The 16,084-nt window shown below is 67.3% G+C and carries 15 protein-coding genes; 3 read left to right on the forward strand and 12 right to left on the reverse strand.

Translation table 11 applies throughout. The features are described from left to right. From TVB01_RS04650 to galU, 7 genes are all read right to left on the reverse strand, one after another. Positions 1-1,170 carry an ABC transporter ATP-binding protein gene (locus TVB01_RS04650; protein ID WP_422454507.1) on the reverse strand — a complete coding sequence of 390 codons (1,170 nt, stop codon included), beginning with the start codon at positions 1,168-1,170 and terminating at the stop codon, positions 1-3. A gap of 124 nt (positions 1,171-1,294) precedes the next feature. Beyond that, positions 1,295-1,756 (reverse strand): NUDIX hydrolase, encoded by a 462-nt coding sequence (locus TVB01_RS04655; protein WP_422454509.1) that lies wholly within the window; start codon positions 1,754-1,756, stop codon positions 1,295-1,297. After that, positions 1,753-2,667: an N-acetylglucosamine kinase gene (locus TVB01_RS04660; RefSeq protein WP_422454511.1), complete on the reverse strand. Its 915-nt coding sequence runs from the start codon at positions 2,665-2,667 to the stop codon at positions 1,753-1,755. Before TVB01_RS04660 ends, TVB01_RS04655 begins: the two co-directional genes overlap by 4 nt. 82 nt (positions 2,668-2,749) lie before the next feature. Then, complete coding sequence (locus TVB01_RS04665; RefSeq protein ID WP_422454513.1) at positions 2,750-4,042, reverse strand: phosphotransferase; 1,293 nt, start codon at positions 4,040-4,042, stop codon at positions 2,750-2,752. Positions 4,043-4,050: 8 nt separating this feature from the next. Further along, entirely contained in the window at positions 4,051-4,827 is a 777-nt protein-coding gene (locus TVB01_RS04670) for a hypothetical protein (protein WP_422454514.1), read from the reverse strand. A 288-nt stretch (positions 4,828-5,115) separates the two neighbouring features. After that, entirely contained in the window at positions 5,116-5,730 is a 615-nt protein-coding gene (locus TVB01_RS04675; RefSeq protein WP_422454515.1) for a GNAT family N-acetyltransferase, read from the reverse strand. 5 nt (positions 5,731-5,735) lie between these two features. Further along, a complete protein-coding gene (gene galU, locus TVB01_RS04680) occupies positions 5,736-6,638 on the reverse strand; it encodes a UTP--glucose-1-phosphate uridylyltransferase GalU (protein ID WP_422454517.1) in 903 nt (300 codons plus the stop codon). Between the two features lie 68 nt (positions 6,639-6,706). Between galU and TVB01_RS04685 the strand changes: the two genes are divergently transcribed. The 3 genes from TVB01_RS04685 to cpaB all read left to right on the forward strand — a co-directional run bounded on the left by TVB01_RS04685 (position 6,707) and on the right by cpaB (position 8,596). Then, positions 6,707-7,318, forward strand: a complete 612-nt coding sequence (locus tag TVB01_RS04685) for a 5-formyltetrahydrofolate cyclo-ligase (RefSeq protein WP_422454519.1) — start codon at positions 6,707-6,709, stop codon at positions 7,316-7,318. 93 nt (positions 7,319-7,411) lie between these two features. Continuing rightward, on the forward strand, positions 7,412-7,708 hold the full coding sequence (locus tag TVB01_RS04690) for an FmdB family zinc ribbon protein (protein ID WP_422454521.1): 297 nt from the start codon (positions 7,412-7,414) through the stop codon (positions 7,706-7,708). A gap of 144 nt (positions 7,709-7,852) precedes the next feature. Next, positions 7,853-8,596, forward strand: a complete 744-nt coding sequence (cpaB, locus tag TVB01_RS04695) for a Flp pilus assembly protein CpaB (protein ID WP_422454523.1) — start codon at positions 7,853-7,855, stop codon at positions 8,594-8,596. 70 nt (positions 8,597-8,666) lie between these two features. Here the strand turns inward: cpaB and TVB01_RS04700 are convergent, their stop codons facing one another. The 5 genes from TVB01_RS04700 to TVB01_RS04720 all read right to left on the reverse strand — a co-directional run bounded on the left by TVB01_RS04700 (position 8,667) and on the right by TVB01_RS04720 (position 16,042). Beyond that, positions 8,667-8,882, reverse strand: coding sequence for a hypothetical protein (locus tag TVB01_RS04700; protein WP_422454525.1), 216 nt, complete (start codon positions 8,880-8,882; stop codon positions 8,667-8,669). Between the two features lie 199 nt (positions 8,883-9,081). Next, positions 9,082-13,017: a DUF4011 domain-containing protein gene (locus TVB01_RS04705; RefSeq protein ID WP_422454526.1), complete on the reverse strand. Its 3,936-nt coding sequence runs from the start codon at positions 13,015-13,017 to the stop codon at positions 9,082-9,084. A 102-nt stretch (positions 13,018-13,119) separates the two neighbouring features. Then, positions 13,120-14,748 carry a glutamine-hydrolyzing GMP synthase gene (guaA, locus tag TVB01_RS04710; protein ID WP_422454528.1) on the reverse strand — a complete coding sequence of 543 codons (1,629 nt, stop codon included), beginning with the start codon at positions 14,746-14,748 and terminating at the stop codon, positions 13,120-13,122. 44 nt (positions 14,749-14,792) lie between these two features. After that, on the reverse strand, positions 14,793-15,215 hold the full coding sequence (locus tag TVB01_RS04715) for a DUF3817 domain-containing protein (RefSeq protein ID WP_422454529.1): 423 nt from the start codon (positions 15,213-15,215) through the stop codon (positions 14,793-14,795). Beyond that, positions 15,212-16,042 (reverse strand): SURF1 family protein, encoded by an 831-nt coding sequence (locus tag TVB01_RS04720; RefSeq protein WP_422454531.1) that lies wholly within the window; start codon positions 16,040-16,042, stop codon positions 15,212-15,214. Before TVB01_RS04720 ends, TVB01_RS04715 begins: the two co-directional genes overlap by 4 nt. Between the last annotated feature and the right edge of the window lie 42 nt (positions 16,043-16,084).

Genomic DNA, 16,084 nt, shown 5'->3' on the forward strand with positions numbered 1-16,084 from the left:
TCAGACCGCCGAACCGTGCAGCGCCATGCCGCGCCGCAGCCGTGCCTGTTCAATCAGGTCGAAGATTTCCCCGGCCCGCACGACGCCGATCGCCCGCCCTTCGCCGTCGACCACCACGCCCATGCCGGACGGTGAGGACAGCGCGGCGTCCAGGGCGCTTCGAAGGCTGTCCCCCCGGCGGTGCAGCGAACCTCCCGGTACCACGTCCGCCGGTGCCGTCACGGCCGGGCGGCCGGACGCCGGCACCCAGCCCAGCGGACGGCCGCCGTCGTCGACGGCCAGGGCCCAGCCCTCACGGACGGGCACGGACTGATCCGCCAGCTCCACCGGATCAAGCATCTGGACGGGATGGACGGCCACATCGTTTCCTGCTTGGAACCCCAGGTGGCGGAACCCGCGGTCCCTGCCTACAAAGCCGGCGACGAAATCGTCCACCGGAGCGCGCAGGACCCCTTCGGGGGTATCGAACTGGGCGAGCCGCCCGCCGACGGCGAAAACGGCCACTGTGTCGCCAAGGATGGTTGCCTCGTCAATGTCATGGGTGACGAAGACGATGGTCTTGGCCAGGTCCCGCTGGAGCCGCAGGAGTTCCTGCTGCAGTTCGGCCCGGACCACCGGGTCCACGGCGCTGAAGGGTTCGTCCATGAGCAGTACCGGAGGGTCCGCGGCCAGTGCCCGGGCCACGCCCACACGCTGCTGCTGGCCTCCGGAGAGCTGGGCAGGGTACCGCTTGCCCATCGCGGCTGAGAGGCCGACGACGTCGAGCAGTTCGGCCGCGCGGGCACGGGACTCCCGCCGGGACACTCCGTTGAGCCGCGGAACCGTGGCGATGTTGTCGATGACGGTGCGGTGCGGCAGCAGTCCCGAGGACTGCATCACGTAGCCCATGGAGCGGCGGAGTTCGGAGGACGGGCTGTCCGCGGCGTTCCGTCCATCAATATGGATGGTTCCCGACGTGGGTTCCACCATCCGGTTGATCATGCGCAGCGAGGTGGTCTTGCCGCAGCCTGAGGGTCCCACGAAAACCGTGATGGCACCCTTCGCGATGTCCAGCGAGAGGTTGTCCACCGCAGGAGAGTCGGCGTCCGGATAGGACTTGGTCACGCCCTGGAACCGGATCATGGGCTCAGCAGTCTCTGCCCCTGGGGTTCGGACATCCGGGATGGACATGGCAGCCTCCGTGTGTTGTAGCAGCTGCACATACGTCCGGATAACCGGCAGTATGCTGACAAGCTGTGGACTTAAGCTATGTGTTTGCGCGCCCCTGAGTCCAGCGGTAAACGGCGTTACGCGCCTAGCGAAGCTGCGCGGGTCCGTCCGCGGGCGCGGTACTAAGCATTTCCAGTGCCACGTCCACCAAACCCACGCGCTCCAGGGATGGAACCTCATCCAGCGGGAACCAGGCCGCCTGGTCTGTGCTTCCCGACGTTTCGCTGGCGAGCGACCCGCCCGTGACTTCCGCACGGTAGACGATGCGCAGAGCGTGCAGCATCCGGCCTTCGCCGTGCATCCGCTTGGCCGGGGGAACAAAGTGGCTGTCCACGCCCAGCAGCCCGGCGAGCTCTACGGAGTACCCGGTCTCTTCGGCAACTTCCCGCACTGCTGCCGTGGGTGCGTCCTCGCCGAACTCGAGCCCTCCCCCGGGCAGGGTCCACGCCGAATTCCCGTGCTGGTTCCAGTGCGCCAGCAGGATCGATCCGTTCCGGATTACGACGGCGTACGCACCGATCCGCACATCAAAGTTTTTCGCACTCATGCGGCACCGCCTTCGAGCAGGTACCGCGCACCGAAGACGGGGTCCTGGGTGAGGAAGCGGATATCGCCCAGCCCGCGGGCGGAAAGACCTGCTTCGAGCAGTTCCTGGAGCAGCGGCTGATGGACCCCGATCCCGCCGCCGATGACCACCGGCCCGCGCACCTGAAGCTGCGCCGCGACGTCGCCCACCAGCCCTGCCAGGTCCCGGGCAGCGGTGGCGACGATGCTGCGGCTCGGAGCATGTCCTTCCTGTGCTGCCTCGAAGACAACCCGGGCCATGGAGGCCCAGTATCGGCGTCCGTTATCTGCATGGAACCGGGCGATGAGCTGCTGCGGTTCGCTGACTCCGACGGCGAGCATGAGTTCGGCGGCCAGCCGGTCAGGTTCCTGGCCGAGATCATGGAGGCGGAGGGTGTGGCGCACCGCCTCGCGGCCAATCCAGTAGGCGCTGCCCTCATCGCCGAGGAGGTAGCCCCATCCCCCGGAACGTGCCTGCCTGCCGTCCGTGTCCATTCCCCAGGCCACTGACCCGGTTCCGGCAATGAGGCCGATGCCCGCCGGCGCCTCCCCCGCTGCCAGGATCAACCGGGTGTCATGAACCACCGTCACTTCGGCTGCGGGAACGTGCTCCAGGATCAACTCGCGCAGTGCGGCTGCGTCCTCGGGCGTGTCCACTCCGCCGGAGCCGGCAATGACCCGGCTGACGCCGTCCGTGCCCAGAGCCGCAAAGATCTCGGCGAGGTTATGCCGTGCCTGTTCGCGGGAAACATTCTGGACGTTGGCGCTGCCGCTGACCGCCTCGGCAACTGCCTCGCCGCCCTGCAGCCTGATGCCGTGCGTCTTTGTTCCGCCAATGTCCAAACCGATGGCGGCGCTTTCCGCAGGTTCCGCGGAGTTGTGGCTCTGTTGCATCCCTCCAGCCTACGCAGTCCGGCAGGCGGGCCTGTCATCAATCACGCTTTTTGCCCGGGGTGTGCGCCCCAATAGCGAAACGCTACCTGCCGTGTCCGTTGCCGCGGCCGAGCAGTTTCACGGCCGCTTCCAACCGTGCGGCGGCATTCCCGGCACGCGTCAGCCTCCCCGCCCTGGCTCCGGGCACCAGGGACAGCGCCACTCCCGCGGCTCGGGCCGCCAAGGCCTCCGGCGAGCTTCCTGCCGCGGCAGCCGCGGACTCGAGCCCTTGCCGGTAATCGGCGAGCGCCTGCTCCAGCGCGGAGCCAGGAGCCAGCTCGGCGAGGACCGCGAGGTGGCCCGTGAAGCACGCGAGGTCGTCCACGCGGTGGCCGGGACCCATGCCGTCGACGTCGAGCACTCCGGTGATCCTGCCGCCGTCCACCAGCAGGTTCCCTTCGTACAAGTCGCCATGCACCGGCACCACGGGGCCCGGATCCAGCGAAGCTGTGAGCTCCTCGATCTTCCGGGCCATCGCGCTGATCCTGCCGGCCTGGCCGGGCAGCACAGCGGCAGCAGCACGGCCGTAAGCCCTGGCGCGTTCGGACCAGGCAGGCCGCCGTTTCAGCGACAAGGCGGCCTCGGGAAGCTGGTCCAACAGGTCCGAAAGCTCCTCCGGTCCCGGCGCTGTGCCCCTCTCCAGCGCCCGCAGCATGGGCAGGCCCTGCAGTTCGGAGAGAACGACGGCGCCGCTGGGCCAGGTGCCTGCCGCGCCCGGCGGGGGCACGAGTCGGGCGGCGGGAACAGCGGTACCGGCCAGCAGGCGGTGCCGCAGGATGAGTCCTTTTTCCTGTCCGGGGTGGAGGACCTTGATGTAGGCGCTTTGGCCGGGAAGTGCTGCATGTACTACTGCCCGGCGCAGGGGCCGGTAGGCAGCGAGGCGGAGGTCGGCGTCATTGCCGGTTAGGGGGCGTCCGAGAATCCTGGACGCTGCCCGACCGGGATCCAGTGCCCACGCAAGCGATGGCAGCAGCGGGTCATAGGGGTGCAACCAGAGCGTAAGCGGTGTCCCGTCCAGCGACGTATGCACCGCTCCCGGCGCGGACAACGGGACTTGCGACGTGGTGGCGCCTGCGTAGAGGCTGAGCATGGCTCCGCCGCGGTTGATGGCACGGACCCGGTACAGGGCAGAGACCCCGGCACCGGGACGGTGGAAGGTCCGTTGGTGGGACCACGAATCCAGGACCAGGTGGGAGCGGGTAAGCAATTCGCCGATCGGCACCGACATCCCGCTGCCTTCCACGGCGTGGCGGGCGGCCGGTCCGTCATGGACTGCGGCGCGGCTGCGCGGGTCCCGCCGGCCGGGGTTGCGTCCGCCGCGGGAAGGCGGCGTCATGGCGGGCCCTAGGCCCGGCGCCGCTGAAGAACGTCGTCGAGGTTGAGGATTCCGGTAGCGGGACGGGGTTCGATCGCTGTGCTTCCAGCCACTGGGGCCGCGACGGGGCGGATCGGTGTCTTGAGCACGGGTTTCGGGGAGGCGGGTGCCGCCAGCGGCTGTGGCGCAGCCCGGGGTGCGACGGGTGCGTCCACGTAAGTCGGTTTCGGTACGGCCACCGGTTCCCAGGAAGACGCTTCTGCACTCTTGGCAGCTTCTGCGAGGGCCGCGTCGCGCAGTTCCTGGGCAGTCAGGCGCGGTATGGGTTTCGGAGCCGGAGCCGCCGGGCGTGTTTCGGCCGGAAGAGCCGCCGCAGGGGCGGCCTTGGTCTCTGCTCCGGCGCCGTCGAAGACGGCATCAGCCCGGGGGTTGGCCGGGCGCGGGGCCGGCGCCTGTTCGCGTTGGGCAGCGCGGGCAGCAGCCTGGCGGCGGGCCTGCCGGTTGCGGCGGTCGCGCACCGCGAGGCTCCGCAGGGATCCGAAGACACCGGCGATGCCGATGGCGGAGGCAGCAGGAAGCCAGCCGGAGACGGCCCCCAGCAAGGCGGCGATGCTTCCAGCGAGGACCCCGGCGATGAACACCAGGCCCAACAGTGCCAGCGTGATGCGGCCGTAGCGCAGCCGCAGGGGCGCCGGGACAGGTGCAGCCTGCCCGGACGAGGGAACTCCGGCACTGCTGCCGGGCCCGGACGCCGGGCGCACGGATCCGTGCGGCGTGTGCTGGACGCCGGTGCTGGTGTTGTGCATGGTGTTCCCCTGAGTACTCGGGTCCGGTGCGTGGTCGGGACTTCTGCCTGCGGCGGGCAAGGTGCCTGCTCCGGATGAAACCGGTGCTGCAGGAGCCTGCTTGCCGTGCAGGTATTGCGGGGCAACCCACAGCAGCCAGAGTCCGACGGCTGCCGCCAGAACCAGGGAGCTATTAAGAGGGATGTCCACAAGTACGACCGTAGAAGAAAAGGAACCGTGCCCCCGGCATTAGTAACGGTGTGTCGGCGGACTTCGGGGAAAACTTGCCTGCCACGGCAAAACCCGAGGTCAGCGGGTCGCCAGCCACCGGTGCAGCAGGCCCTCCGGGACCTCTTCGGCGGTCAGGGCAAAGCTGAGGTGATCCGCCCACCTGCCCGCTATGTGGAGGTAGCGCCGGCGCAGCCCTTCCTCGCGGAAACCCAGTTTTTCGACCACTCTCCGGCTCGGCTGGTTCTCCGGCCGGATGTTGATTTCCATCCGGTGCAGCCCCAGGACCCGGAAGCAGTGGTCGGTAGCCATGGCAACCGCTGTGGGGGCAATCCCCCGGCCCGCACGGTCGGCGTCGACCCAGTAGCCCAGCGTCGCCATGCGCGCCGATCCCCAGACAATCGTGGACACCGTGAGCTGGCCTACGATCGCCGGAGGTACCCGGCTGCCCTGCCGTTCGGTGTTGCCGACGGGCAGGGCGGTGTCCTGGCGTGCCTGCTGGTTGAGGCTGCGGACCATACCCGCGTAGCTGGGCAGATCGGTCCCCGAGAGCGGATTGGTTGCTTCCCAGGGGCCGATCCAATCCGCATTGCGGGAACGGACTTCATTCCATTCCGCGCGGTCGCGGTAGCGTATGGGCCGCAGTACGAGGTCGCCGCACTCCAGCGTCACGGGCCAGATGGCCGACCCCAGCATGAAAGCTAGCCTTCGGAGGAGCCGTCGAATTCCTTCAGCCAGGCCCGCAGCTCAGGTCCGAGGTCTTCCCGCTCGGAAGCAAGCGTCACTACGGCCTTGAGGTAGCTGAGCTTGTCGCCGGTGTCGTAGCGGCGTCCGCGGAAGATGACGCCGTAGACGCCGGAGCCTTCACCCTCGCCCGACGCGAGGGTCTGCAGGGCATCGGTGAGCTGGATTTCTCCGCCGCGTCCCGGACCGGTTTCCTCGAGGACACCGAAAACGGAGGGGTGCAGGACGTAACGCCCGATCACGGCAAGGTTGGACGGAGCGTCGGCGGCGTCGGGCTTTTCGACCAGCTTGTTGACGCGAACGTAGTCTTCGCCTTCGATGACCGAGATGTCGGCGCAGCCATAGGCGCTGATCTGGTCCGGCTCGACCTCGATCAGGGCAATCACGGAACCGCCGGTCTTCGCCTGGACCTCAACCATGGTTTCGAGCAGCGGATCACGGGCGTCGATCAGGTCGTCGCCGAGCAGCACGGCAAAGGGATCGTCGCCGATGTGGAGCTTCGCACGCAGGACAGCGTGTCCCAGGCCCTTGGGGTCACCCTGGCGCAGGTAGTGGATCTCGCCGAGCTCGGAGGACTCCTGGACCAGGGCCAGCTTCTTGTCGTCGCCCTTTTCCTTCAGCGTCTGCTCGATGAACGGTACGCGGTCGAAGTGGTCCTCCAGGGAGCGCTTGTTACGCCCGGTGATCATCAGGATGTCCGGCATGCCGGCGTTGACAGCTTCTTCAACGACGTACTGGATGGCCGGCTTGTCCACCACCGGGAGCATTTCCTTCGGCATGGCCTTTGTTGCAGGCAGGAAGCGCGTGCCCAATCCGGCGGCTGGAATAACGGCTTTGGTGATCTTCGAGCGTGAGGTCATGACGGTAAGAGTACCTAAGGGAAGCTGCGGCGCGCCAAATGCAGCGCCGCTGGGGGCAGAATGGGGTCATGAGCGCCGAGAGCAAAGAAGATGTCAGGGCCCGTTTCAAGGTGCGCCGACGGCAGATGGCCGAATCGGACAGCTCGACGGCGCCCCGCTTGGCCGCTGCGGCCGCTCCCCTCCTGGCGTCCTTGCCCGGAAAGTCGTCGGTAGCCTGCTATCTGTCGGCCGGCACCGAACCGGACACCTCTGCCCTGCTGACCGCGCTGGATGCAGCGGGGCACACCATCCTCGTCCCGGTTTGCGAACCGGAACGGCAGCTGTCGTGGTGCCCGTGGACACCGGCAACGGAACTGGCTCCCGGACTCTTCCCCGGAATACCGGAACCCGTCGGACCACGGCTGGGAGTGGAGGATGTCCTGGACCTGGACCTGCTGCTGCTTCCGGCGCTGGCCGTTGACGCGTCAGGAACCCGGATGGGTAAAGGCGGCGGCTACTATGACCGCTTCCTGGCACAGTTCCGCGCCGGCGGGGGCCGCGCACCGGCAGTCGCTATCGTCCATGCCCACGAGTTCCTGCCCGAAGGTGGACTGCCCGCCGATCCCCTCGATGCTCCGGTAGATGGGGTCCTGACGCCTGCTGGGTTCACGCCCGTGCGTGGAACCGGGGTGTATACTTAGCACTCTAGACCCCAGAGTGCCAACGCTGATTCGGAATAACCGGTTTCGCGGGTAACGCTGAGGTCTTCCTTTCGCCCTTCAGGAGGAGTAAGAGTGCCCACGTATGCCTATGCCTGCAAGGATTGCGGCCACGCGTTCGACATCCAGCAGTCCTTCACCGACGACAGTTTGACGGTGTGCCCCGAGTGCAGCGGCAACCTGCGCAAGAAGTTCAACAGCGTAGGCGTTGTCTTCAAGGGATCAGGTTTCTACCGCACGGATTCCCGCGATTCTGCTTCGACGGTTCCGGCCGCTCCTGCCAAGGATGCCGCTGCGGCCAAGCCTGCAGCGGAATCTTCCGCACCGGCCCCTGCGCCGGCAAAGCCCGCCGCGGCCGCAGCCGCCAGCTAAACAGAACTACCTGGGACAGAACTACAGAGCCCGATCAAGAGATAAGGCGCCACCGGTCCTCCACAGGGACACCGGGGCGCCTTTCTCGTCCCCTGCCCCTGCTGGCTCCGGCAGAGCCAGCCGTCATGGTCCTAGCGTGGGATCATGCCTTCCAGACCGCGCCCGCTCGGGGACAGCAACCCGGGCCGCAGCCGCGGCCGCGGCAATTCGGCCCAGGGCTCGAGGGGGCAGAGCGGGAGCCGCTCCGGGCGCGGGAGGTTCCACCGCTTCCTGGTTCGACGCCGGCGCACCCTTGCAGGGCTGCTTGCGGCGGCTGCCTGCGGCATTACGGTCCAGGCGCTGCTGCCCCCTGATGCCCGCACGGAGGCAGGCGTGGCGGTCACGGGTGATCTGCCGGCAGGCCACCTGCTGGAAGCCGGGGATCTTCGGACCGCCCGCGTGCCCGAAGGGACTGCCCCTCCGGGCTCGCTGGCCGGACCGGACGCTGCCGCCGGCGAACGGCTGGCGGTTCCCGTCCGGGCAGGCACACTCCTGACCGACTCCTACCTTGTTGGTCCCGGACTGCTGGCCGGCGCACCCGAGGGCACAGCGGCGGTGCCGCTCCGCCCCGCGGACAAGTCAGCAGCCGGGCTGCTCTCCCCCGGCGTCATTGTTGACGTGATTCTCGCGTCCGCAACGGGATTCGACGGGACGGTGGAGACGAGTGTCCTGGCCACAGGGGTACCGGTGCTGTGGACAGCCGGTGAAGCGGGTGCCGGAGGCACCTGGCCCGGACCGGCGGCGGAGGATGCCGGGCTGGTGGTGGTAGCGGCGAGCGGCCAGGAAGCGGCTGCCCTTGCGGGCGCCGGCGAAAGGGGGAACCTCTATCTGGTCCTCAGTGCACGATAGAAGGCCTCACCCGTGATCCGGGACGCCGGAATCAGTAGCTGGATGCTGCGGCTCGAGGGATCCGCAGTAGTTAGCCCCAGTGGGGCGGGCGCTGTTCACGCAGCCAGTCGGCCGTGTCATCGGGACGGTCGCCCCAGGCCCGGGGATCGTCTTCCTCCGCCACGGAAGGCAGGATGCCTTCAGCCGGCGCAGCAGCCGGTGCGGGGGGTTTGGCAGCCGGAGCGTGCCGCGGGGAGGCTGCGGAAGTCCCCCCGCTCCCCTGCTTGGCCGTCGAATCACTGGGCACGGAAGTCCCCGGGGGAAGGCAAGGTGCGGTCTGCAGCAGTCCCGGAGCCCGCGCGAGCGTGGCCGGGGCTACCGTACTCCGTCGGGAGCGGCGGCTGCGAGGCTCCGCCGAGGGCGCCTTGTCCGAACCCGAAGGCTGGTTCTCCGTATCAGCTTCCTCCCGGGTCACGGGAGGATGCACGTCCGCCTGTGGAGCCGCCTTAAGCGTTTTGTCCTGTTGTGCTGCCATTGCCTGTGTCTTTCCCTCCAGCTGCTGCGGCTGCGGCAGCAGCCGCAGCAGCGCGTATTGCAGGATTCGGTTCATCCTCCGCGCGCGGCCGGATCCGGGTGCTGCCGTGGGGCACCACGATGTTCCGGACGGCTGCCGGCGCGGCCTCCTTGATCGGCTCCGGCTGCGCTGCCGGCGCAGGCAAACCCAGGTAGCGGCTGACGAGGCCGGCGCAGGCCGCGGGATCAGTAAAGACCTCAATGGTCCACAGCGGCATGTACCGCCACCCCAGGCGTTCCAGTAGCTGGGGCCGCAGGCGGCTGCGCTCGCGCACGCTCATGCTCCGGTAGCGCGCTGTGCCGTCAGACTCGATGGCCATGGGAACAGCAGGATCGGATGCGGTGTGCCGGTCTACGGTGGCGACTATGTCAATGACGCCGTCGTAATGGTCCCAGACCTTGGCACCGCGGGACCGCAGCCGGCCCACCAGGTCCGCCACGAGCGGATCGTCAGACATGATCGAGTTTCCAGCGGGCCGCGGCGGGGTGGCCGCTGCCGGAGCGGCGTCGAGTTCGCGCTGTATCAGGCGGTAGAAGTCCAGCGCACCGTGGCCGAGGCGGGACTCGTCCAGGTCCGAGGGTTGGAAGCAGGTCAGCACATGCAGCCGCTGGCGTGCCCTGGTCATGGCGTTCACGAACCGGCCGCGGCCACCGGGCTCGGAAAGCAGTCCGAAGTTGTGCAGGGCACGTCCATGAGGAGTGCGGCCGAAGCCCAGGGAGAAGATGACTGCGTCGCGGACCAGTCCTGCAGCGCGGTCGGCGGTGACTACGCGGAAGGATTCTGCACCCGGTGCGAAGAAATCGGAGGCCCACGGGAAATTGGCCATCTGCACCCGGATCGCCTCCCCCACCCGAGCCGCATGGCGGGGACTGGCAGTGATGACTGCCAGCGACTGGCTCGGACGGCGCCGAACGTGTTCGAAAACCAGGTCGACCACCCGGTTCACTTCGGCAGAGACGCTTTCCACGCCCTCCTGGTCCGCGCTCGGCATGCCGGTGCCGTCAGCGAGGTATTCAACGGTCAGCGGCTTCTCGCCGGTGGCGACTTCGTCTCCCCGGGGAACCCAGGAAAGCCGTCCGCCGTAGAACTCGTCGCTCAGCTGCTTGAGCAGGCTCTTGTCCGTACCGCGGTACACGGTGGACAGGGCACGCCCGGGCAAGATGCGCGCGAGTGCTTCAAATGCGCTCGGAAGGTCTTCAGCCGCTTCTGCGGGCTGCCCCTGAACGTTGATGCTGAAGGGCCTCGGGCCGCCGAGGTTGCCGTCGCCGAAGGCAACGACCTGGCCGGCACGGGCGATGGCCGGCACGGCGGCCTGCAGGCTCATGGATTCGGCATCCAGGATCAGGAGCGCATCGAACCGCCGGGAGCCGGGCAGCATCATGGGAAGCAGCAGCGGACTCGCGGCCCAGACCGGAAGCAGCGAAGATACGAGCGTCTCAGACTGGCTGCTAAGGGAATCCACCGTCAGGGGACCGGACTTGATGACCTCCTTCAGGCGTTCGGCGTCTCGCGGCTGGTCCTTGATGCCCTGGCGCCACCGGCAGGCGAGTGCCCACCGGAGGCGTGCCGCACCGGAGGCGATGTGCGCGTTGTCCGCCAGCCGGTACTCCGCTTCGAGCCTGCGCAGGCTGTCGCCATCGGACATGGCCAGGTAGTCGTCACCGCTGATCATGGCCTCAAGGGCAGACTGCCACCAGGCCAGTTCCAGTTCGTAGCCGACCTGGCGGGGCGTGACTTCACGGGTTTCCAGGTCATCGAGGAGTTCCCCGAGTCCCTGGCCCCGCATTTCGTCAACGAGCAGGGTCCGTTCCGGCAGTGTCTCCAGGGTTTCCTTGTCCCCGGCCAGCGCCCGCAGGCGTTTCTCGAGGTCGTCCAGCGACTGGGCCGCCAGGTCCGGTTTGCCCGGAGTCCCCGCGAGGATTCCGGTCAGTGTGTCGAGCTTCTCCTTGACTGCCAGGTAGGTCCGGTTCAGGTCTGCCAGTCCGGTGGGAACGGACGGATGGCGCTGGGTGGTTGCATAACGGGACCAGGTGACCCGCTGCTGCTGGACCTGGACCAGGGACGTGTGCAGGTCCGAAATGTGCACGCCGGGACGAATGTATTCCTTGGCCACGCGCCGCAGGCGTGAGCGGGTCATGGAACTCATGTCGACGCCGTGCTCACGGCGCCAGGAGGAGGACGCGGTGGCGGAAATCAGGTCTGTGACGGGACGGTCAAAGATGTCCGGCGTGAATTTATCCAGGCTTTCGCGCACGGCAACCAGCAGTTCGAGCTGCTCACCCCATTGCGCGAACGTCTCGCCGAGCCGGATCTGGGAGTGCCCAGCCACTTCCTGGACGCGGGCGCGCAGCTGCGGCAGTTCTTCCGCCAGCTCTTCCGTGAGCTGGTGGGCGGCCTCGGTTTCCTTGCGGTTCAGGAGCTTGGCTCCGAACCAGGGGCTGGAGACCGCAGCCCGGGAAAAGCTGCCAAGTTCCGCAGCCCGGCGCAGGCGTCCGGTAAGTTCTGTGCGGTCGGTGATGCTGTCCAGCACGCTTCGCTTCAGGCGCACGGTTGTGGCCGGAGCGGGTGTCAGGGAGGTCAGCTCAGCCAGTGACTGCATGGCCTGATAGGGCGAGCATCCCCAGCGCTGCCGGACATTGTGGAGGGACTTTACGTGGTCACGCAGTTGGTGGCGGCTTTCCTGCAGCACCTTGTGCAAGTTTCCGAGATTGGGTTCTGAGGCCTTCTCGTTGCGGACAATAGCCCGGACCAGCCGGTCACGGAGCGCTTCTTCACCCAGACCGGCATTGACCTGCAGCACCAGGGAGCCAAGGTTCAGCGCATCCAGTCCGGAGACGAACTCGTTCAGGGTCCCGCGGCGTTCGGCCACCACCAGCACGGATTTGCCGGAGTTCACCAGGGCTGCGGCGGCGTTGATGGCTGTCTGGGTCTGTCCGGTGCCCGGAGGCGCGGAAACCACCAGGGATTCTCCGGCGGCCACGAGGTCCAGCACGTCCTGCTGTTCCTGGTCGGCGTCCAGCACGAGCAGTTCATCGGCCGGGGACCGGTCGTCCAGCGGCGGCAGTCCCGGGTCGGCGGCTTCGGCCGGTTCGGCACTTCCGTTGACGGCCGAGTCCATGAGGGCACGGAGGATCGGGTGCGAGGGATCCAGCGCAGCGTCGGCCGCCAGGTCGGGAAGGTCGGCAAAGGTGGAGAGCAGCAGCCGGTGTTCAATGTTCATCCCGCGCACGCCGTCGGTCAGCGCCCGCAGTCGGTCCAGGACGGGGTGCGGGTCAAAACGTGCGGTCCCGTAGGCCAGCCTGGCCAGGGAATCGGCGTCGACATCCAGGCCCTGCTGGACCTCCAGGTGCCGCACGAGCGCCGGATTCAGCTCTGCCTTTCCGGTGAGCTGCAGTTCGTAGTCGTCCTGGGAAGCGTGGACCGTGAGGGTGACAGGCGTCAGGAGTACCGGGGCAGTGAGGGATTCCGGCCGCACGGCTTCATCAGAGGCGTACCGCCAGGACGCAGTGCCCGCGGCGAGGTACCCGACGTCGAGTCCGCGGTCGGAGCCGAGTTCGTAGATCTTTGCCCGCAGCAGGCGTGCGGCACGCATCGCCGTGCGGTAGTGGTCGGCGTCGCGCAGCAGGGTTGAAAGCCGTGTGCGGCGGCCGGCGAGGAGCTGCGCCAGGCCTGAGGGGTGCGCGTGGGTCAGGTCGATGCTGTTGTCTGCCGAGACGGTGAAATGGAGCAGGGTGTCCGACCCCGCGTGCTGGCCCAGCCCGGCCAGCCACGGCAGCAGGAAGTCCGAGGCGCTGTCCTCGGGATTCTGCTCAGACACTGGAGTCCTCTTTCCTGCACTTCCGCGCGACGATCTCGACCAAACTGGCATACCCTCCAAGCTATCGTCAATTGCCGGATAGCTCCGAATAGCAACGCGGGGGGGGGGGGGGGGGGGGGGGCGCGCCCCCCCCCCCCCCCCGCGCCTAAGATGCTATTCCCACTCAATCGTTCCCGGCGGCTTGCTCGTGACGTCGAGAACTACCCGGTTGACGCCGTCCACCTCGTTGGTGATCCGGTTGGAAATCCGGGCCAGCAGGTCATACGGAAGCCGCGACCAGTCAGCGGTCATGGCGTCTTCGCTGGAGACCGGACGCAGCACGATCGGGTGCCCGTAGGTCCGTCCGTCGCCCTGGACACCGACGCTGCGGACATCAGCCAGCAGCACTACCGGCATCTGCCACACATCGTCGTCCAGGCCGGCTGCCGTGAGTTCGGCGCGGGCAATGGCGTCGGCGCGGCGCAGCAGGTCCAGCCGGTCCTTGGTGACCTCGCCGATGATGCGGATTCCGAGACCGGGACCCGGGAACGGCTGGCGGCCGACGATCTCAGCCGGCAGGCCGAGTTCGCGCCCCACGGCACGCACTTCGTCCTTGAACAGCAGACGCAGCGGTTCGACAAGCTCGAACTGCATGTCCTCCGGCAGGCCGCCCACGTTGTGGTGGCTCTTGATGTTGGCTGCACCTTCGCCGCCGCCGGATTCAACGACGTCGGGGTACAGGGTGCCCTGGACCAGGAACCGGATGGGCTCGCCGGCAGCTTTGGCCTCGGCCATGATCGCGCGCTCGGCTTCTTCGAAGGCACGGATGAACTCGCGGCCAATGATCTTGCGCTTGGTCTCCGGGTCGGTCACGCCCGCGAGGGCGCTCAGGAAGCGCTCCTGCTCGTTGGCGACGTAGAGGTTGACGCCGGTGGCCGCTACGAAGTCGCGTTCAACCTGTTCGGCTTCGCCTTCGCGCAGCAGTCCGTGGTCAACGAAGACGCAGGTGAGCTGGTCACCGACGGCCCGCTGCACCAGGGCAGCGGCGACGGCGGAATCCACGCCGCCGGACAAACCGCAGATCACGCGGGAGGAGCCGATCTGTTCACGGATCCGCTCCACCTGTTCCTCGACGATGTTGCCGGTGGTCCAGCTGCGGTCCAGGCGGGCTCCCTTGAACAGGAAGTTCTCCAGGACCTGCTGGCCGTGTGCAGAGTGCTTGACCTCGGGATGCCACTGCACGCCGTAGAGCTTCTTTTCCTCGTTGGCGAAGGCTGCCACGGGTGCGCCTGCCGTGCTGGCAAGGACGTCGAATCCCTCCGGCGCTTCCTGCACGCTGTCTCCGTGGCTCATCCAGGTGTTCTGGTGCTCGGGAGTGCCTTCGAGGATGGAACGGCTGCCGTCTACTGCGGCGGCGTCGGTCGATCCGTATTCACGCAGGCCGGTCTTGGCGACCGTGCCGCCCAGGGCAGCGGCCATGGCCTGGAAGCCGTAGCAGATCCCGAAGACCGGGACGCCTGCCTCGAACAGTTCAGGGTCTACTTTGGGGGCGCCCTCGGCGTAAACGCTGGACGGCCCGCCGGAGAGGATGATGGCTGCCGGGTTCTTGGCCAGCAGCGCTTCAGTGCTGTAGGTGTGCGGCACAACCTCGGAGTAGACATCGGCTTCGCGCACGCGCCGGGCAATCAGCTGGGCGTACTGGGCGCCGAAGTCCACAACCAGGACGGGGCGCTCTTCAATAGGAGCAGTCGCGGGATTAGTCACGGTTTCAAGGATAGTCGCCGCGGTACCCCTGCCGCACATCAGGGCGGCTCGCCGGGCTGTGTGACAGCCCGGCCGTCATACGGCTAGTAGCGTTTGGCGGCCTCAGGGTGCGCGGCGAGTTCCGCCAGGACCTGCTTGTGGGTGCGTGCCTCCACGATGAAGGACAGGAAGGGCACGACGCCGCCGAGCGCAACGACAATGAATTTGGTGAACGGCCACCGCATGAGCTGCCACAGCCGGAAGTCGGCGAGCAGGTACACAACGTACAGCCAGCCGTGGGCGATCAGTACGGCCGTGTAGAGGTTCAGCCCTCCCAGCATGACCGGCGGAATGTTGAGCATGTACTTCATGACCATTTCCGCCACCAGGAGCAGCAGGAAGATGCCGGTGACCCAGGAGGAGATTTTGTAAAAGGTCAGGGCCGAGCGGATCTGCGCGTGTGTTCCGCCAAACCGGCGCTTCTTCTTCTTCGGGCGCGGGGGCCTGGTGACTGCGGGATCGCTCACTTCTTTACCTCACTGCTGGTTGGTGCCGGCGGCTGTTCTTCGCCGTCAACGTCTTCAAAGTCGTCTTCGTCATATTCGTCGTCCTCGTATTCGTCCTCTTCGAGGCTGCGCTGATAGGAGTCAGCGAGGAGTCGCCACCAGAGGAACACGGCAAACCCGGCGAACACCACCCATTCGACGGCGTAGAAGATGTTCATCCAGTTGATGGTGGTTTCCTGCGGCTGCGGCGCGACGGTTACCGTTTCCAGGCCGCCTGCTGCTGCAGGCTCACCGTCCACCAGGGTTTCGTGTGCCGTGACGAATGCTGAGTAGAGCGGCTCGTCCCAGAGGTTGCCGAGTTCGGCGGTGGACAGGGCTGCAGAGGTTCCCTCCGGTACCGGTCCGGCAATCGGGGCTTCGGTGGGCAGCAGCCGTCCGGTGATGGTGATTTCACCCTCCGGGGCATTCCCGGCCGCAGCAGGATCGGCGGCCCATCCGCGCACAACGGGAATGGCTGCCTCTGAGGGCGCGCCGTCGACGTCGAACGCCGTAACGACCCAGTAGCCCTTCTCTCCGTCCTGGAGACGGTTCTGGACCAGGATCTGGTCCTCCGGCTGGAAGGTGCCCGTAAAGGTCACCATTTGGTCTGCTTCAGTCGCGTAAAGCGGTACGCCGGGAGTGAAGACTTCCGTGAGCGGACGTACTTCCTCGGTGGCGGTAACCGGAGGCGGGCCTTCGCTTTCAGCGGCGGAGAACTGCCATTCCGAGAGCAGCACGAACACGGTGGAAATGGCCAGGGCAAGGATCAGGCCGGCGATCCATCGCGGTTGCAGGGCAGTCTTAAGCACGGCTTAACGGTACTTCGTACTCGTGTAGAAAACCCAATGGAC

It is taken from the genome of Arthrobacter sp. 7Tela_A1 (genome assembly GCF_049311065.1).
GTDB lineage: Bacteria > Actinomycetota > Actinomycetes > Actinomycetales > Micrococcaceae > Arthrobacter_B.